The following is a 16,939-nucleotide window of genomic DNA, read 5'->3' as shown; positions in this document are numbered from 1 at the left end:
CGTGCACCAGCGCGGACTCGCTGTGCATGTACGGCATCAACTGCTTTATGGTTCTGAAGTAGTCCGTTCAATCCAGTAGTTGGGTCTGCGGTGCAAATGCGCAATTGCAATGATGATGATTTCTTGCGCTTCTATTGCGTAGATCACGCCATATGGAAAGCGTTTGAGCCTGCAGCGCCGAGTGTTGGTACTAAGCGGATGCCATGCCGTAGGGTACTGCTGTATCAAGCCAAATGTATGGATAAGTTCAGCTAAGAAACGCTCTCCCAAACCTTCTGCTTGCAGTGCATACCATTCATAGGCTTCATCAAGCTCAACCTGGGCTTCGGGTAGCAGCTTGAAATTCATCGCAGCTTGTACTTAGCCATCACTTCCGATAGGGGAATCGCATTGACTTTGCCAGCGCGGTAGGCAGCAAGGCGCTTCTCTGCTTCTGCTGCCCATGCAGCATCTATGCTGGGATCTGGCGCATCAAGACCCTGAAGAATTTCTTCTACCAGCGCGATGCGTTCCAGCGCTGGCAGTTGTGCAATTTGTTGTTGCAGAGCTTGAGTATTGGACATGAATGCTCCTTCGAGAGGCGCTACTTTACTGTGCTAGCGCCTCCTGTGCAAAGGAGCGTGCAGTGTCGCGGTACACATCTTTTCTCCCGCCGCTCGGGCGAGGGGCGCTAGGCAAACAACTCACACGGAGCCGCATCCTCCAGCGTGGCGCCGAAGCGGGGGCGGATGGCTTGGTTCAAGGTAGCGTCATTGGCGAAGTGCTGCTTGGGGGTTAGCTCGGTGAACCAGAAGTGGAGGATGGATTGGGATTGCATGACTACTTCAGTCTCGCGTTGAGTTGAGACACTAAACACGCAAAGTGACTAGAAACTAATCTAGTTCAATGCAAAGTGCAGTGCTGTCGTCAACGATTCCGCGCTCCTTTAGTAGGCTACATAAGCTGTTAATGAAAACATCTACTAATGGCGCTTTAGCTGATAGCTCAGCAATTTCTCGACGCAGTATTTGCTTGTAAACGCCATCAGAAACTATGAGGAGACGATCCCCCACCGTGACTTCAAACTCAGTCACCTGTAAGTTGTAGTTCGATTCACTGCTGAGTGCTGAAAGGAGGACGTTCTTTCGTGGATATTTTTTTGCCCGTTCTTTGGATATCACACCTTCATCGAGTAGGGCTTGAAGCTCTGTTTGATCACGAGTTCTAGTGACTATTCCTTCCCCTCGCAAGTGATAAAGGCGAGCGTCTCCCACATGCCCTACAACAGCGCGATAGTTGGAAACTTTGCAAACTGTGAGGGTTGTACTCCAGACAGCCCCTGGTGTCTTAGATGCACCTGAAATCAATGCACTACGCGCTTCATCGAATATTGCGGGGATGCTTTTCGTCAACGCTTCGGAGGTAGCGATATTTGTTGCAATTCGAGATGCATCGGGCCCATGAATACTTTTGCCAACGCCGTCAGCAAGTGCGATGCAAAACGTTTTTTCCTCATATTGTTTAAACGCAATCGAATCTGCGTTTTCCGACCCTTCGTTTCTAGGAATGGAGAAAAACGCTGATAGCAGGTTATGCATCTGGCTTTTCCCAGATTCGATGGAGCAGCGGATGCAAATTTTTGCGGCTAACATCAATTGAACCTTCTACATGTGCAATGTATTTTTCAAATGCAATTCCACTTACTTCAACTTCAGTGCATATGCGATCCGCAACCGGGCTCTCAAGGTTTGCACCTGCGAGACGCATAAACATGTGTTCAACCTTCCATCTGTTGTGTGAAGCGCCCAGAATCAAGAGCGACAAAATTACCTTGGCCTTTATCGCGCGTTCTCCTAAATCAAAGAGCCAATTTAGCTTGTCTGCGATCACATCACAATAATCAAAATCGAAACTACCTTCTCCTCTGTCAACATAATCTAAGTAATAACTAGAAAACGCCGCGAGTAAATCCGGTGCTTCGTTTCGCAACTGATGCAAATGTGTTTTGGTAAACGCAAGCAGAATTGCTGCGAGCGGCTTTCCTTTTGGATCTGCATCTTCAAGCGCCAAAAAAACTTGATCCCATTCTTGATCACTTAGCGGAGCGTCTGACTTCAATAGATTTAATACGTCTTGTTCTTTGGACGACGAGAAAAGCTGAGGCTCTTGCGCTAAAGACTCAAACAAGGCAGAGCGAAGCTCTGCAACTGAAGCAAAACGACGGGCTGGTAAGCGTTTTGTGCACTTTGCCGCGACAAGACCAATCGGACCAGCAAACTGGACTTCTGTGTAGGGAACTCTGTTAACAGGCCCTACGAAGATATCCCACAAAAACACCCCAAATGAAAAAATATCTGACCTTGCCGTTGCTCTTTTGAAGTCACCCATCAACTCTGGCGCAGCATATCGTTCGGTTCCCCCCATTGCCCCTGTAGCAGTGAGAGTGGTTGAATCGCCTGTCGTTGCCTTCATTAGCCCAAAGTCCGAAATGGCATAACGAGAACTTCCATCAGCGCCCTCAATTCGCAGAACGTTCTGTGGCTTCAGATCCCGATGGTAGATGCCTAGCTCATGAATTGCTTCAAGACCTGAAAGCACATCGAAAAGTGCTTTTTCTGGTTTTCCGCCTAGTGTGCGATCGAGCTTCAGATCTTCTGCAAGTGACTTCGCCGCTCTCTCCATAACGAAAAACGGTGGTTCGTCGGACAAGTTACTGTCTAGAACCGCGACTACGTTAGGGTGCGTGATCTTTGCTTGGTACTTCGCTTCTGCAAAAAATCTGCGTTTGAGTTCAGCTTCGGCAATTTGATTCTGAGCTATTGCTGCTCGAACCCCGGGGCTTGGCTCAAAAGTCTTAACTGCGACTTCGACACCAGACTCGTTCTTGGAAAGATACACCCGACCAAAAGAGCCGCTTCCTAGGTCCTTTAAATTTTTGTAGATGAAGGCAGTCATTTCTGTGGAGCCTGCCAAGAATCCTTCAACCCCACCGCCAAGTTAAACACCGGCTTGTTCGCTTGGTGGTCTTTGCGGTCGGCCACAAAGTAGCCGTGCCGTTCAAACTGGAACTTCTGGTCGGGCTGCGCGTTGGCTAGGGTCGGTTCCACTATGGCTGTTACCACCTTCAGACTGTTCGGGTTGAGCGCTTCCAAGAAGTTCTTGCCGCCTGCGTCGGGGTGTGCGTCGCTAAACAGGCGGTCGTACATGCGCACTTCGGCTGGTCTACCGTCGGCCACGCCCACCCAGGTGATGGCGGCTTTCACTTTCACGCTGTCGGCGCCGGGGGTGCCGCTCTTGGTGTCAGGCACCACGGTGGCCAGCACTTCGGTTATGGTGCCGTTGGCGTCCTTGTTGCAGCCGGTGCACTCGATCACGTAGCCGCCCTTCAGGCGCACTTTGTTGCCGGGGAAGAGGCGCTTGTAGCCCTTGGGCGGTACTTCGGCGAAGTCTTCGCGCTCTATCCACACTTCTTTGCCTATGGTGAAGTGGCGCACGGGGGACTCGGTTCCTTCTGGCGGGTGGGGCAGGGCGGGCAGGGTGCAGGGCTCCAGGTAGGCTGCTCCCCCTTTGTCGGCAAATACGTCGTCCCAGTTGGTCAGCACCAGCTTCACGGGGTCCAGCACGGCCATGCCGCGGTGGGCTTTGTTTTCCAGGTCTTCGCGCAGGCAGCCTTCCAGCGTGCTGTAGTCGATCCAGCTGTCGCTCTTGGTCACGCCTATGCGCTCGGCAAACAGTTGCAGGCTTTCGGGCGTGTAGCCACGGCGGCGCAGGCCCACGATGGTGGGCATGCGGGGGTCGTCCCAGCCGTGTACCTTGCCCTCGTTCACCAGTTGGGCTAGCTTGCGCTTGCTGGTGATCACATAGGTCAGGTTCAGGCGCGAAAACTCATACTGGCGGGGCGATGGGGCTGCCAGCAGGCCGCCTTGCACCAGTTTGTCCAGCAGCCAGTCGTAAAACGGGCGTTGGTCTTCAAACTCCAGCGTGCAGATGCTGTGGGTGATCTGCTCCAGCGCGTCCTCTATGGGGTGCGCAAAGGTGTACATGGGGTAGATGCACCAGGTGTTGCCCGTGTTGTGGTGCTCTGCATGCTTGATACGGTAGATGGCCGGGTCACGCATGTTGATGTTGGGGCTGGCCATGTCGATCTTGGCGCGCAGCACCATGGCACCGTCAGCGTGCTGGCCGTTTTTCATTTCTTCAAAACGTGCCAGGTTTTCCGCCGGGGTGCGGTTGCGGTAGGGGCTGTCCACGCCGGGCTTGCCAAAGTCGCCACGGTTCACGCGCATTTCTTCGGGCGTTTGCTCGTCCACGTAGGCGTTGCCAGACTCAATAAGGTACACCGCTGCGCGGTACATAAAGCCAAAGTAGTCACTGGCTTGGTAGGGCTTGGCCGTGCCGGGGGCTTGGCCTTTTTGCACCCAGTCAAAGCCGAGCCAGCGCACGGCGTCGATGATGCTGTCGACGTACTCTTGGTCTTCTTTTTCGGGGTTGGTGTCGTCAAAGCGCAGGTGGCACACGCCGCCGTAGTCACGCGCCAGGCCGAAGTTGATGCAGATGCTCTTGGCATGGCCCAGATGCAGGTAGCCGTTGGGCTCGGGCGGAAAGCGGGTGCGAATCTTGGCTGGGTCGGGCTCGCCCTTGGCATGGTGGGCAGCGTCGCCGGGCTCCCCAGCCCAGCGGCGGCTGGCGTAGGTGCCTTTGGCCAGATCGCTCTCGATGATCTGGCGCAGGAAGTTGCTGACGTGGGTGGTGGGGGTGTTGGTGTTGTCGGGGGTAGATGCGCTCATTTGAACGATTTTATGCGGTGCAGACCCCCGATAAATGCCAGCGCTTAAAAGGTTTCCCACGCATCACCACCGCCAGCGGGCTTGGCTACTGCCAGCAACCGTTTGGGCGCTGGGATAACGGCGGTTATGGCGCTGTGTACTTTGTCCGATGCGCTGAGTTTGAACACGCCCACCGCCTGCACTAGTTCACCCGCTTGGCTGCGTAGGCTGGCTGCAGCGGCGGCCATTTCTTCTACCAAGGCTGCGTTTTGTTGGGTGGTTTGGTCGATAGAGGCTACAGCCGAGCCTACTTGCTCCACGCCAGCGCTTTGCTCGGTGCTGGCGGCGCTGATTTCGGCCACGATGTCGGTTACGCGTTTGATGCTGCTGACCACGTCTTGCATGATCTGGCCTGCTTGATCGGCTTGGTTGGTGCCTTTTTCCACCCATTCCACGCTGTTGCCAATGAGTGATTTGATCTCCTTGGCTGCCTCGGCGCTGCGGCCTGCTAGGGCGCGCACTTCGCTGGCGACCACGGCAAAGCCACGCCCTTGCTCGCCAGCGCGGGCAGCTTCTACAGCGGCGTTCAGGGCCAGTATGTTGGTTTGGAAGGCAATGCTGTCGATCACGCCGATGATGTCGCCAATCTTTTTGCTAGCTTCGTGGATGCCGCGCATGGTGCCCACCACATCGCTGACCATGTCGCCGCCTTGCACTGCAATGGTGCTGGCGCTTTGCGCCAGTTGGTTGGCCTGCATGGCGTTGTCGGCGTTTTGGCGTACGGTGCTGCCCAGTTGGGTCATGCTGGCGGCGGTTTGTTGCAGCGCGCTGGCTTGGCTTTCGGTGCGGCTAGAGAGGTCTTGGTTGCCCTGTGCGATTTCGTTGCTGGCCAGCGCTAGCGCATCCGATCCACGGCGCACATTGCCCACCACGGTGATCAGGCTGGTTTGCATTTTTTGCAGCGATGCCAGTAAGCGGCCGACTTCGTCGTTGCTGGTGATGTGGATGGCTGTGCTCAAATCGCCCGAGGCCACGCGCTCAGCCGTATCGGTGGCCTGGATCAGTGGTTTGGTAATGGTGCCCGCCAGCAGCCAAGTGAATAGTCCCCCCATAAGCAAACCCACTACGCCTAAGGCCATGAGCAGCAGATTGCTGGCTTGGCGATTGGCATCGATGTCGGCTGCAAATTGATCCACTTGCTTGCGCTGCTCCATGAGCAGGGCTTGCACCTTGCTCAGGTATTGCCCGGTTTGTGGGGTGTACTTCTCTTCTAGTAGCTTAATGGCCTCGTCGTTTTTGCCCTCTTTTTTGAGTGCAAATATCTCATCACGCGTTTGCAAATAATTTTTGCGAAGAACTTCGATGTCAGCCATGAGGGCTTGTTCATCGGGTCTGTCCATTTCTGCTTGCACAGCCTTCATGTATTCAGCGGACTCTTTGCTGGACTGGGTTTGCTCGTCTTTGAAGAAGTCCACCAAGGAATTGTCTGCACTGCGTGCAATGGCGGTGGCGCGGGTCAGGCTAGCACGCACATTGCGGGCCCAGTCGCTGATGAGTCGCTCCGTTTTGATGGGGCTTTTCAGCATTTGCTGCGTGGCATCAGCCACGGCATTCAGGCGCGAAATACTCAGTCCAATAACCCCCAGAGAAAGTAGCAGCAGTGCTGCAAAACCCAACGCTAACTTTTTCGAAACCGACAAATTCGATAACCGACCCATACCTTGTATCTCCCGAAAGAATGTCTTTGCTTGTGACAGTATCTAACTGAAGAAAATGATTTAAATGAATGGTTACCGATAAATAACGGGTAAATTTTCCTTTATTTACCAAATTCAATGACCGTTGGCCCGTCGGGTGAGTGATTCTTTACAAGATTGAAGCACTGCGCGTGAATTTCCCTGTGGGCGCTACCACCCGCGCCATGCGTGCAACCAAGCGGGCGGCAATTTTGGCGGTCAGGTTGTCGCGGTCGTGGTTGGGGTTGAGTTCGGCCACGTCGGCCAGCAGCACTTTGCGCTGGGCAAACACCCAGTCCACCACCATTTCTAGCAAGTGCAGGGGCACGCCCAGCGGTGCGGGGGCGGACACACCGGGCGCTTGGCCGCCGGGCAGCACGTCCAGGCAAATGGTCAGGTACACGGCGTCGGCGGCCAGCACGTCGGCCTGCAGCGCGTCCAGCGCGGTTTGTAGTTGGTCGGTGCTTTGCAGGGCTTCGTCCAGCCAGTAGCGCACGCCCATTTGGTCGGCGCGGTCAAACAGCGCCTCTGTGTTGGCAAAGCGGCTGATGCCCAGCACGCGGTACACAAAGGGCAGGCTGTGCGCTTGGCACCAGTCGTGTATCTGGCGAAACGGCGTGCCCGAGTTGCCTTGCGCTGCGGTGCGCAGGTCAAAGTGCGCGTCCAGATTGAGGATGAGCACGCGCTTGAGTTGCGGGTGTGCCTGCATCAGCCCCTGAAAACTGCCCCACGCCACCTCGTGTCCGCCGCCCAGCACCAGCGGAAAGCAGCCCGCTTGGCTGACCTGCGCTATGCGCTGGGCCAGTGCGGTTTGGGCGCTTTCTAGCGCACCGTCGGTGCAGGCCACGTCGCCTGCATCCCACAGCGCAGGCTCGCCCAGCACGGGCAGGCCCGCCAGCGCTTGGCGCAGGGCACGCGGCCCATCAGCGGCACCGGGGCGGCCTTGGTTGCGGCGTACGCCTTCGTCGCTGGCAAAACCTATGAGGGCCACACCATGTGCCACACCACCAGCGCTGCCGCCATGGCTGCTTGCAGCGTCAAACGCTTGCACCCGCTGATGCCAGCGGGCAGAGGGGCCAACTTCTTCCGAGTCCACACGGCCTTGCCAGTGGAAGGGAGCGGGGGTGTTGGTCAGGGGCGTGGAATGGCTCATGGTGGTTTACAGCGCAGGGTGAAAGACTTGTCCGCCCACGATGGTGTGCTGGCAAGGCAAATTGCCAAACCAGTAGGCCAGCTCGTTGGGGTGTTGCAGTTGCCACACGGCCATGTCGGCGCGCTGGCCAGCGGCCAGTTGGCCTCTGTCGTGCAGGCCCAGAGCGCGGGCGGCGTGCACGGTGGCACCCAGCACGGCTTCCAGCGGCGTGAGGCGAAACAGCGTGCACGCCATGTGCAGCATGAGCGGCAGCGACAGCGTGGGCGATGTGCCGGGGTTGTGGTCGGTGGCCACGGCCATGGGCACGCCAGCGCGGCGCAGCGCGTCTATGGGGGGTAGCTGTTTTTCGCGCAGGGCGTAAAACGCGCCGGGCAGCAGCACGGCCACGGTGCCAGCGGCGCGCATGGCGGCGATGCCGCTATCGCTCAGGTACTCCAGGTGGTCGCACGACAGGGCTTGGTAGCGGGCGGCCAGCGCGGCCCCCTCTTGGTTGCTCAGTTGCTCGGCATGCAGTTTGACGGGCAAGCCCAAGGCGCGGGCGGTGGCAAACACGCGCTCGGTCTGCGCAGGGCTAAAGCCTATGGTTTCGCAAAACGCGTCCACTGCGTCCACCAAGCCTTGGGCGTGCAGCTCGTGCAGCCAGGTGCACACGGCGTCGATGTAGGCATCGGCCTCGTGCGGGGTGCCTGCGTATTCGGGCGGCAGGGCGTGGGCACCTAGGTAGGTGGTGCGCACGGTCAGGCCTGTTTCGCTGCCCACAGCGCGGGCCACGCGCAGGCTGCGCGCTTCGCTCTCCAAGCTCAGGCCGTAGCCGGATTTGATCTCCACCGTTGTCACGCCTTGGGCGGCCAGTTGCAGCAGCCGCTTGCGAGCGCTTTCCAGCAGCGCGGTTTCGCTGGCGCTGCGCGTGGCCTGCACGGTGGAGCGGATGCCGCCGCCTGCTCGGGCTATTTGCTCGTAGCTGGCACCTTGCAGGCGCATCTCGGCCTCGTTGGCGCGGTGGCCGCCGTACACCAAGTGGGTGTGGCAGTCCACCAAGCCGGGGGTGAGCAGCGCGCCGCCCAAGTCGTGCGCGGTGATGGGCTGGGCGGTCTGGCCCGCGCTGGGGGTGTACTGGGCGGGCAGGTCGCTGTAGGCCCCCACCCAGCGGATGGTGTCGCCTTCGGTCACCACCGCGCCGTAGGGGATGAGGCCCCAATCTGGCGCGGGGCTATCGGGCACGGTGTTGCCGGGGGCGGGCGTCAGGGTGCAAACGGTGGCGTTGTGCCAGAGGTGGAGCGCGGTCATAGGGGCTGTGTTGCGGGCTGAAAGTAGAACCACCAGCCCAGCAGGGGACTGCTGTGTCCGGTGGAGCCATGCTGCTGCGGCATGGGGGTGGGTTCAAACACCCAAGGTGCAAGCGCCTGCGCGGCAGTGCCGTGGCTGGGCGTATGAACGATGCGGTGGTACAGGCTCATGGCGGGCAGCTTGTGCGAGGGGTGCTGGGCATCGCCAGTCTGCAGCACGCCGTCTTGGCAGATGAACAGGCCGCACAGCATGGTGTTTGGTGCACTGGCAGGAGCTTGCCACGCTTGGCCTGCCTGCACAGGCAGCAAGTCAGCGTGGGCGCTGCGGCTCATGAGGTTGAAGTCTTGCACCGGGCCATCTACCAGTTGGCCGTAGGGTGGGGTGGCACCGTCAAACTGCAGTACGCCGCTGGTGGGGGTAGCTGTCTCGGTGTGGGCGGGTTGGCTGGCCTGTGCAGGCCAGTGCAGTACCACGCCCGCACCGCTGAGCACGGCAAACCAGCGCTGCACGCCGGGGTAGGCCGAAAAATCGCCATCGCTGGCAATGTCGGCCACGCTCAGGCGCAGTTGCCAGTCGGCGCTGCTGGGCCATGCCAGCAGCTCGCGGGTGGTGCCGCCGCCATTGCGCCACGGGGTGGGCGCAATGGATGCAAGGGCGGTTACGCGCTCCACAGGCCTTGCAGCGTGGCCTCGTGGCTGTGGCTTGCTGCACCCAGTAGCACCAGCTGTTTCGCCGCTTCTATATCGGGGGCGAACAGGCGGTCTTGGTCGTAAAACGGCACTTGGCTGCGCAGCGTGGCGTGGGTGGTTTCCAGCGCGGCGCTGGTGCGCAGGGGGCGATGGAAGTCCACGCCTTGGGCGGCAGCCAGCCACTCAATACCCAAGATGGTGGCGGTGTTGTCGGCCATCTCGGCCAAGCGGCGGCCTGCGTAGGTGGCCATGCTGACGTGGTCTTCTTGGTTGGCACTGGTGGGTAGGCTGTCCACGCTGGCGGGGTGGGCGTGCGATTTGTTCTCAGACGCCAAGGCCGCTGCGGTGACGTGCGCGATCATGAAGCCGCTGTTCAGGCCAGGGTTGTTGACCAAGAAAGCGGGCAGGCCGGAGATGCTGCTGTCGATCAGCAGGGCGATGCGGCGCTCCGATATAGCGCCAATCTCGCTGATGGCCAGCGCCAGCGTGTCGGCAGCAAAGGCCACTGGCTCGGCGTGGAAGTTGCCACCCGAGAGTACTTCGCCCGTGTCGGTGAAGACCAGCGGGTTGTCGGTGACGGCATTGGCCTCAAGCAGCAGGGTGCGGGCGGCGTTGGCGATGATGTCGCGGCATGCACCCATGACTTGCGGCTGGCAGCGCAGGCTGTAGGGATCTTGCACGCGCTCGTCGTTTTCCATGTGCGACAGGCGGATGGCGCTGCCCGCCAGCAGGGTGCGGGTGGCGGCTGCCACGGCCATTTGACCGGGTTGGCCGCGCACGGCGTGGATGCGCGGGTCAAACGGGGCATCGCTGCCTTTGGCCGCGTCCACACACAGCGCGCCGATGACGGTGCCCGCTTCGAGCAAGCGCTCGGCCATGAACAAACCATGCAGCGCCAGTGCGGTGGAGACCTGCGTGCCGTTGATGAGGGCTAAGCCTTCTTTGGCGGCCAGGTTGATGGGGGCAATGCCTGCCGCTTGCAGGGCGGCTTTGGCGTCTTGCGTGGCGCCGTTCACGCGCACCGGGCCTTCGCCCATGAGGGCCAGCGTCATGTGCGACAGCGGGGCCAAGTCGCCCGATGCACCCACCGAGCCTTTGACTGGGATGACGGGCATGATGCCCGCGTTGAGCAAGGCCAGCAGCGTGTCCACCACCACGGCGCGCACGCCGGAGTAGCCACGTGCCAAGCTGGCTGCCTTCATGAGCATGACCAAGCGCACGGTGGCGTCGCTCATGGGTTCGCCCGTGCCGACCGAGTGGGACAGGATGAGGTTGCGCTGCAGTTGTTCTAATTGCTCGTCGGGGATGCGGGTTTTGGCCAGTTTGCCAAAGCCGGTGTTGATGCCGTAGGCGGCATCGCCCTTGGCCACGATGCTGTGGATGGTGGCGGCTGATGCCGCAATGGCGGCGTGGGCGCTGCCAGCAAGGCTCACCTGCACGGGCTGCTGCCAAATGCGGCGCAGGTCGGCCAGTGTCATGCTGCCGGGTTCTAGGGTGAAAGTGGTGTTGCTCATGGTGTAACTCGTTGGAATGTTCAGGCGCTGATCATGGGAAGTGTGAGGCCAAACTTTTTGGCGGTGGCCACGGCCAGCTCGTAGCCAGCGTCGGCATGGCGCATGACGCCGCTGCCGCAGTCATTCACCAGCACGCGGGCCAAGCGCTCGGCGGCGGCATCGGTGCCGTCGGCCACGATGACCATGCCCGAGTGCTGGCTGTAGCCCATGCCCACGCCACCGCCGTGGTGCAGGCTGACCCAGGTAGCGCCGCCTGCGGTGTTGAGCAGGGCGTTGAGCAGCGGCCAGTCGCTCACGGCGTCGGTGCCGTCGCGCATGCCTTCGGTTTCGCGGTTGGGGCTGGCCACGCTGCCGGTGTCCAAGTGGTCACGGCCAATGACGATGGGTGCTTTGAGTTCGCCGTTTTTCACCATCTCGTTAAAGGCCAAACCGGCAATGTGGCGCTCGCCCAAGCCCAACCAGCAGATGCGGGCGGGCAGGCCTTGGAAGGAGATGCGCTCGCGCGCCATGTCCAGCCAGCGGTGGGTGTGGTGGTTGTTGGGGAACAGTTCTTTGATCTTGGCGTCGGTTTTGTAAATGTCCTCGGGGTCGCCTGAGAGCGCCACCCAACGGAAGGGGCCTTTGCCTTCGCAGAACAGAGGGCGGATGTAGGCGGGTACAAAGCCGGGGAAGGCGAAAGCGTCTTTCACGCCTTCGTCCAGCGCCACTTGGCGGATGTTGTTGCCGTAGTCCACGGTGGGCACGCCCATGGCGTGGAAGTCCAGCATGGCCTGCACGTGCACGGCGCAGCTCTTGGCGGCGGCGGTTTTCAGGGCGGCGTGCTGGCTGGGGTCTTGCTGCGCGGCTTTCCACTGCGCCACGCTCCAGCCCAGAGGCAGGTAGCCGTGGATGAGGTCGTGTGCCGAGGTTTGGTCGGTCACGATGTCAGGGCGCATGCCGCCGGCCTTGGCACGGCGTACCAGCTCCGGCAGCACCTCGGCAGCGTTGCCCAAGAGGGCGATGGAGACGGCTTCTTTCTTGGCGGTGTGTTCTTTCAGCAGTTCGAATGCGTGGTCAATGTCGCGCGCTTGTTTGTCCACATAGCGGGTGCGCAGGCGAAAGTCGATGCTGCTTTGCTGGCATTCGATGGTGAGCGAGCATGCCCCTGCCAGCGTGGCGGCCAAAGGCTGTGCACCACCCATGCCACCCAAGCCGGCGGTCAGTATCCAGCGGCCAGACAGGTCGTTGCCGTAGTGCTGGCGACCGGCTTCGACAAAAGTCTCGAAGGTGCCTTGCACGATGCCTTGGCTGCCGATGTAAATCCAGCTGCCCGCGGTCATTTGGCCGTACATGAACAGGCCTTTGCGGTCCAGCTCGTTGAAGTGCTCCCAGTGGGCCCACTTGGGCACCAGGTTGCTGTTGGCCAGCAGCACGCGGGGAGCGTTGGGGTGGGTTTTGAACACGCCTACCGGCTTGCCGGACTGGATGAGCAGGGATTCGTCGTCGTTCAGGTTTTTCAGGCTGCTCAGGATTTGGTCAAAGCAGGCCCAGTCGCGCGCTGCGCGGCCAATGCCGCCGTAGACCACCAAGGCTTGCGGGTTCTCGGCCACTTCGGGGTCGAGGTTGTTCTGGATCATGCGGTAAGCCGCTTCGGTGAGCCAGTTTTTGCAATGCAGGGTGGTGCCGCGCGGGGCACGCACCACGCGGGTGGGGTCGATGCGGGGATTGGTAGCGGTGTTGCTCATGGTGGGTGTTCCTCGTCGAGAAGTGGCTTGGTTTGGAGTGTACAGCCAAGTTGTATATACAAATTATGCGGCCATAATGAATTTCATCCATCCAAGCAAACCCCAATATGGTCAGCAAACCTTCTGTAGCCACTCCCAGCAGCGCTGTGCGTTTGCCTGCCTATGTGCAGATCAAGCAGCACGTGGTGGAGCAAATCCAAAGCGGGGTGTGGAAAGAGGGCGATGCCATTCCGACCGAGGAGGCGCTCTCGCGCAGCTTTGCGGTTTCGCGTATGACGGTGAACCGGGCGCTGCGCGAGTTGAGTGATGAGCAAATCATCGAACGCCGCCAAGGCTCGGGCAGCTATGTGGCGCAGCAAAAGTACCAAGCCACACTGGTGGAAATACGCAACATTGCCGACGAAATTGCCGCACGCGGCCACACCCACCGCAGCGAGTTGCACAAGCTAGAACGCGTGAATGCGGGCGTTGCGCTGGGGCAGGCCTTTGGCATGGGGCCCAAGGCAACGTTGTTCCATTCGCTGGTGGTGCACTGCGAAAACGGCATGCCTATTCAGTTGGAAGATCGGTACGTGAATCCGAAAGTGGCGCCCGATTATTTGGAGCAGGACTTCACCACCCAAACCCCTAATGCCTACCTGATGCGGGTGGCGCCACTGCAAGGGGTGCGCTTTGCCATTGAAGCCTGTGCACCTACCAGCACCGTGCGCGATATGCTGCGCATGGCCGAGGCAGAGCCCTGCTTGGTGCTGCGCCGCCAAACCCTGAGCCAAGGCCAGGTGGCGACGGTGGCGGCCATGTGGCACCCAGCCAGTCGCTACCAGTTCACGGGGAGTTTTTAAGCCTGCTTTAGTGCCAGCCGTAAGCGATTGCGTGCAAGCCCCAGTACAGGCCTACAAGGCTCCATGAGCCAAGCGCCATGGCGCAGCCATAGCCCATGATGCGTTGGATGCGGGGTCTGTGCGCGGCAACAGACGGTAGGCGAGTGCGGGTAAGGGTCAGTGCCAGCAGCACCGCGATGATGGGCGCATGCCCCACCAAATCCAAACTGCCAAATACAGGCACAGCAGCGACAAATGGCACCAGCAGGAAAAGCGCAGCCAGCTGGGGAACTGCGCGGCCGAATGTGAGTGCGAAAGCAGCCCCGAATTCAATGAATCCGGCTGCATTCATGAACGCATAGTGACTCAAACCCATGAGCAAAGCACTGAGCTGGTTGTCCACCATGGCGTAGCTCCACCATGGGAATAGCCATTTTTCTGCACCTGCCCACATCAGCGTAAAGCCCGCGCTGCCGCGCAGAATGCCCAGCGCCAGATCGTGGTGTTTGCCTTGGTAGATGGAGTCCAGCAGCAGATAGGCCGCTACGCCAAGGAAGACCGGGTAATCAAGCAAATGAAACCAGCCATAGGTAGAGATCGCTCCTGCATACAGGCACACGATACCCAGACTCCCAAGCCACGCACTGGAGCGGCGCACAAAGGCGACAGCGCTGAGCACCTGTACCACGGGTACCCAGGCATCGTTGGTGCGCAGTTCGGGGGTTAGGTACACCTGATGGGCATGAAAGTAGTAGGCCGCTGTGACGAAAAAGACTGCCATGCACCAGCGCATGGCAGGGGCCACGAAAGGGCTTATCCGTTCATCAAGGCGCTGCGCAGTGTGCTGCCAAGCTGATTGGGGGCGTGCCAAATGCACGTCAAGCCAAGCGACCAGCAGCATCGCAGCGCTAGACACCAGCCACCACAGCACAAATTCGGGTGCGGCCCAAACGTCCAGTGCCGATAGTGGTGGCATGGCGCAATCTGCTTCGCGGGAAAACCATTTCACGTGGGCTTGGCTAGACAGAGGCCATGCCGCCAAGCCGACACAAAGCCAGAGAGGGTAAATAAGCTGTGGCCGACTGTGCATGACATTTCTTTGTGCGAGTGAATACGCAGGAATGCTCAAGCAGGTCTTGGATACTGGTGTTGAATTTTTTTGCAAACACCAACGAAAAAAACTTTTAGTTTCTTTTGTGTTGCCGATGTAAATGTTGGTGCCAACTGGTGTTGGCAGGTGGTAGCGAGACTTAAACAAAGTCTGCAGTTTGACTACCATGTGCCGCCATGGAGACAACAACACCCCCACAACCCTTGCCCGATTGGGAAATTTACCGGGCGCTGCGCGAGCAATGGACGCACGAGGACAACCTCATCAACCACCGGCTGATGTGGCTCATCCTCTCCCAAGGCTTGCTATTTACCGCCTATGGCACGCTAACCACTGCCAAGCTGCATTGGCTGGTTTTTGGTTTCCCGTTTTTTGGCATGGCGGTGGCGGCGGTCATTGGCATCAGCATTTACGCTGCCCTCATCGCTTTGGATGAGGTGCACCGGGTGTACCTTGAGGCTGGTTTGGAGCGCTTATGCCCGTTAACGCCCAGCCAGCGTATTGGCAACTACGGTAGTTTGGCAGCCCGTACTTTGCCGTTTGTATTTGGGGCCTTGTGGGCCTTGGCGCTGGCGGGGGCTTTTCAGTTCTAGAGCCCGGTGGTGCCTAGGCTTGTTACAAGCCTTTGGTACCCCAGCCTGTGGCATCGACCAGCATTTCCAGGGCGGCGCGTGCAGCCACTGAGTTGCCCTTGGCGTCTAGCTCGGGCGACCACACGGCTATGCTGCCTACTCCGGGCACTGTGGCCACCATGCCACCGCCCACGCCGGTTTTGATGGGCAAGCCAATGCGGTAGGCAAAGTCACCCGCAGCGTCGTAAGCACCGCAGGTGAGCATGAGGGCGTTGACGCGGCGTGCCGCTTCGGGTTGCAGCAGGCGCTCGCCCGGGGTGCCGCTGTGCGTCAAGTCTTGGCCACCATTGGCCAAAAAGATGCTGGCGCGTGCCAGTTGGGCGCAACTCATTTCGGTGGCGCACTGGCGGCAGTAGTTGTCCAGCACCAGTTCGGGCTCGTTGTGGAAGTTGCCATGGCTTTTCATGAAATAAGCCATGGCCATGTTGCGGTGGGCTGTTTCGCGCTCGGACTTGGCAACCTGCGGGTTCCAGTGCAGGTCGGGCGCATCGGACAGGCGGCGTAGCAAGCCGAGCAATGCGTAGTCCAAGTGGGCGTAGCGCGTGGTCAAGATATCGGTAATGACCAAGGCCCCAGCGTTGATAAACGGGTTGCGGGGGATGCCGCTTTCGGTTTCTAGCTGGACGATGGAGTTGAACGCCGCGCCCGATGGTTCGCGCCCCACGCGTTGCCACAAGGCATCGCCCTCGGAGCGCAGCGCCAGCACAAAGGTAAATAGCTTGGTGATGCTTTGCAGTGAAAACGGCACATGCGCGTCACCCACCGTGTGCACACTGCCATCAAGCAAGGCTACAGCCATGCCAAATTGGCGTGGGTTGACTTGAGCGAGTGCGGGGATGTAGTTGGCCACCGCGCCCTGACCCCAGTAGCGGGGGATGCGGGCGTGGATACTGGCCAGAATCTCTGGCAGGGAATTCATTCAATCAGGCTTTGGGCGAAGGCGTTGATCTGTTCCAGATCGGGTGGCAATACTGTGTAGGGAATGCGTTCGCGGACCAGTAATCCGCGTATGCCGCGGTCAATGGCACGCGCTTGCTCTTCGTCTTGGAAACGACCCGTGTGAACGTATTTTTTGTCGCCCCGCGTCACGAAGACATTGACGTTATTGAACTGTTTATGCCAATCCAGAATTTGGTTTCTGGTTTTTTGTATGTCACAGATGTTGTCGGCGTAGTTCTCGTTGTAGTACAGCACTTGGGGTAAGGCGCACTCGGTGATGAGAAACTGCACCTGACCATCGAGCAGGCTCAGCATTTCAAACTGACGCTGGGCGATGAAGTACTGGTTTTTGAGCACTTCAAAGTTGCGTTGCCAGACCAAAGACTTGGCGTAGTCGGGGATGGTTTCCACCGTTTTATGGTGCAAATGCAAGAACAAAATAATGGCCGAAGAAATCAGTGACTTGTCACACCCCGGGCCACCAATCACATTGATAACCTTGGTGGGGTAGATCCGCATTTTGTTTTCGGGCAAAACATTGGGCACCAACGTATAGCGCAATGCCATGCTGTGTCTCCTCATGTGAGG

17 protein-coding genes are annotated in these 16,939 nt (G+C 59.2%); 2 read left to right on the top strand and 15 right to left on the bottom strand.

The window, feature by feature from the left end; translation table 11 throughout:
- Positions 1 to 45 precede the first annotated feature (45 nt).
- The 12 genes from KIK84_RS11510 to hutU form a co-directional block, all read right to left on the bottom strand.
- Entirely contained in the window at positions 46 to 348 is a 303-nt protein-coding gene (locus KIK84_RS11510) for a type II toxin-antitoxin system RelE/ParE family toxin (protein ID WP_214123234.1), read from the bottom strand.
- The gene (locus KIK84_RS11505) at positions 345 to 563 is read right to left on the bottom strand and encodes an addiction module protein (protein ID WP_214123233.1); all 219 of its coding nucleotides are present in this window, start codon (positions 561 to 563) and stop codon (positions 345 to 347) included. The genes KIK84_RS11510 and KIK84_RS11505 overlap by 4 nt, the downstream gene beginning before the upstream one ends.
- A 107-nt stretch (positions 564 to 670) precedes the next feature.
- Entirely contained in the window at positions 671 to 817 is a 147-nt protein-coding gene (locus tag KIK84_RS11500) for a hypothetical protein (RefSeq protein ID WP_214123232.1), read from the bottom strand.
- Between the two features lie 55 nt (positions 818 to 872).
- Positions 873 to 1,577: a PP2C family protein-serine/threonine phosphatase gene (locus KIK84_RS11495; RefSeq protein ID WP_214123231.1), complete on the bottom strand. Its 705-nt coding sequence runs from the start codon at positions 1,575 to 1,577 to the stop codon at positions 873 to 875.
- A complete protein-coding gene (locus KIK84_RS11490) occupies positions 1,570 to 2,934 on the bottom strand; it encodes a serine/threonine-protein kinase (RefSeq protein ID WP_214123230.1) in 1,365 nt (454 codons plus the stop codon). Before KIK84_RS11490 ends, KIK84_RS11495 begins: the two co-directional genes overlap by 8 nt.
- On the bottom strand, positions 2,931 to 4,766 hold the full coding sequence (locus KIK84_RS11485) for a glutamine--tRNA ligase/YqeY domain fusion protein (RefSeq protein WP_214123229.1): 1,836 nt from the start codon (positions 4,764 to 4,766) through the stop codon (positions 2,931 to 2,933). Before KIK84_RS11485 ends, KIK84_RS11490 begins: the two co-directional genes overlap by 4 nt.
- A gap of 44 nt (positions 4,767 to 4,810) precedes the next feature.
- A complete protein-coding gene (locus tag KIK84_RS11480; RefSeq protein WP_214123228.1) occupies positions 4,811 to 6,463 on the bottom strand; it encodes a methyl-accepting chemotaxis protein in 1,653 nt (550 codons plus the stop codon).
- A gap of 148 nt (positions 6,464 to 6,611) precedes the next feature.
- Positions 6,612 to 7,634 (bottom strand): formimidoylglutamase, encoded by a 1,023-nt coding sequence (hutG, locus tag KIK84_RS11475; RefSeq protein WP_214123227.1) that lies wholly within the window; start codon positions 7,632 to 7,634, stop codon positions 6,612 to 6,614.
- A gap of 6 nt (positions 7,635 to 7,640) precedes the next feature.
- The gene (hutI, locus tag KIK84_RS11470) at positions 7,641 to 8,921 is read right to left on the bottom strand and encodes an imidazolonepropionase (RefSeq protein WP_214123226.1); all 1,281 of its coding nucleotides are present in this window, start codon (positions 8,919 to 8,921) and stop codon (positions 7,641 to 7,643) included.
- Complete coding sequence (locus tag KIK84_RS11465) at positions 8,918 to 9,592, bottom strand: HutD/Ves family protein (RefSeq protein ID WP_214123225.1); 675 nt, start codon at positions 9,590 to 9,592, stop codon at positions 8,918 to 8,920. The genes hutI and KIK84_RS11465 overlap by 4 nt, the downstream gene beginning before the upstream one ends.
- Entirely contained in the window at positions 9,580 to 11,124 is a 1,545-nt protein-coding gene (gene hutH / locus KIK84_RS11460) for a histidine ammonia-lyase (RefSeq protein WP_214123224.1), read from the bottom strand. Before hutH ends, KIK84_RS11465 begins: the two co-directional genes overlap by 13 nt.
- 20 nt (positions 11,125 to 11,144) lie before the next feature.
- A complete protein-coding gene (gene hutU, locus KIK84_RS11455) occupies positions 11,145 to 12,848 on the bottom strand; it encodes a urocanate hydratase (protein WP_214123223.1) in 1,704 nt (567 codons plus the stop codon).
- A 107-nt stretch (positions 12,849 to 12,955) separates the two neighbouring features.
- On the opposite strand from hutU, the gene hutC reads away from it, so the two are divergent.
- Complete coding sequence (hutC, locus tag KIK84_RS11450) at positions 12,956 to 13,690, top strand: histidine utilization transcriptional repressor HutC (protein WP_214123222.1); 735 nt, start codon at positions 12,956 to 12,958, stop codon at positions 13,688 to 13,690.
- Between the two features lie 7 nt (positions 13,691 to 13,697).
- Here hutC and KIK84_RS11445 read toward each other — a convergent pair whose 3' ends face one another.
- Positions 13,698 to 14,645, bottom strand: coding sequence for a hypothetical protein (locus tag KIK84_RS11445; protein ID WP_214123221.1), 948 nt, complete (start codon positions 14,643 to 14,645; stop codon positions 13,698 to 13,700).
- Positions 14,646 to 14,956: 311 nt separating this feature from the next.
- Between KIK84_RS11445 and KIK84_RS11440 the strand changes: the two genes are divergently transcribed.
- The gene (locus KIK84_RS11440; RefSeq protein ID WP_214123220.1) at positions 14,957 to 15,373 is read left to right on the top strand and encodes a hypothetical protein; all 417 of its coding nucleotides are present in this window, start codon (positions 14,957 to 14,959) and stop codon (positions 15,371 to 15,373) included.
- Positions 15,374 to 15,395: 22 nt separating this feature from the next.
- Here KIK84_RS11440 and KIK84_RS11435 read toward each other — a convergent pair whose 3' ends face one another.
- Positions 15,396 to 16,331: a glutaminase gene (locus KIK84_RS11435; protein WP_214123219.1), complete on the bottom strand. Its 936-nt coding sequence runs from the start codon at positions 16,329 to 16,331 to the stop codon at positions 15,396 to 15,398.
- Positions 16,328 to 16,918 carry a DEAD/DEAH box helicase family protein gene (locus KIK84_RS11430; RefSeq protein WP_214123218.1) on the bottom strand — a complete coding sequence of 197 codons (591 nt, stop codon included), beginning with the start codon at positions 16,916 to 16,918 and terminating at the stop codon, positions 16,328 to 16,330. The genes KIK84_RS11435 and KIK84_RS11430 overlap by 4 nt, the downstream gene beginning before the upstream one ends.
- Positions 16,919 to 16,939: the final 21 nt, after the last annotated feature.

It is taken from the genome of Curvibacter sp. CHRR-16 (assembly GCF_018474005.1).
Classification (GTDB): Bacteria; Pseudomonadota; Gammaproteobacteria; order Burkholderiales; family Burkholderiaceae_C; genus Allorhodoferax.
Note: the sequence above shows the minus strand (reverse complement) of the source record. Positions and strands in the feature narration are given on the sequence as shown.

Coding starts and splice junctions, on each gene's coding strand:
- KIK84_RS11510 (WP_214123234.1), bottom strand. CDS start 348: ATGAATTTCAAGCTGCTACCCGAAGCCCAGGTTGAGCTTGATGAAGCC.
- KIK84_RS11505 (WP_214123233.1), bottom strand. CDS start 563: ATGTCCAATACTCAAGCTCTGCAACAACAAATTGCACAACTGCCAGCG.
- KIK84_RS11500 (WP_214123232.1), bottom strand. CDS start 817: ATGCAATCCCAATCCATCCTCCACTTCTGGTTCACCGAGCTAACCCCC.
- KIK84_RS11495 (WP_214123231.1), bottom strand. CDS start 1,577: ATGCATAACCTGCTATCAGCGTTTTTCTCCATTCCTAGAAACGAAGGG.
- KIK84_RS11490 (WP_214123230.1), bottom strand. CDS start 2,934: ATGACTGCCTTCATCTACAAAAATTTAAAGGACCTAGGAAGCGGCTCT.
- KIK84_RS11485 (WP_214123229.1), bottom strand. CDS start 4,766: ATGAGCGCATCTACCCCCGACAACACCAACACCCCCACCACCCACGTC.
- KIK84_RS11480 (WP_214123228.1), bottom strand. CDS start 6,463: ATGGGTCGGTTATCGAATTTGTCGGTTTCGAAAAAGTTAGCGTTGGGT.
- hutG (WP_214123227.1), bottom strand. CDS start 7,634: ATGAGCCATTCCACGCCCCTGACCAACACCCCCGCTCCCTTCCACTGG.
- hutI (WP_214123226.1), bottom strand. CDS start 8,921: ATGACCGCGCTCCACCTCTGGCACAACGCCACCGTTTGCACCCTGACG.
- hutH (WP_214123224.1), bottom strand. CDS start 11,124: ATGAGCAACACCACTTTCACCCTAGAACCCGGCAGCATGACACTGGCC.
- hutU (WP_214123223.1), bottom strand. CDS start 12,848: ATGAGCAACACCGCTACCAATCCCCGCATCGACCCCACCCGCGTGGTG.
- hutC (WP_214123222.1), top strand. CDS start 12,956: ATGGTCAGCAAACCTTCTGTAGCCACTCCCAGCAGCGCTGTGCGTTTG.
- KIK84_RS11445 (WP_214123221.1), bottom strand. CDS start 14,645: ATGCCACCACTATCGGCACTGGACGTTTGGGCCGCACCCGAATTTGTG.
- KIK84_RS11440 (WP_214123220.1), top strand. CDS start 14,957: ATGGAGACAACAACACCCCCACAACCCTTGCCCGATTGGGAAATTTAC.
- KIK84_RS11435 (WP_214123219.1), bottom strand. CDS start 16,331: ATGAATTCCCTGCCAGAGATTCTGGCCAGTATCCACGCCCGCATCCCC.
- KIK84_RS11430 (WP_214123218.1), bottom strand. CDS start 16,918: ATGGCATTGCGCTATACGTTGGTGCCCAATGTTTTGCCCGAAAACAAA.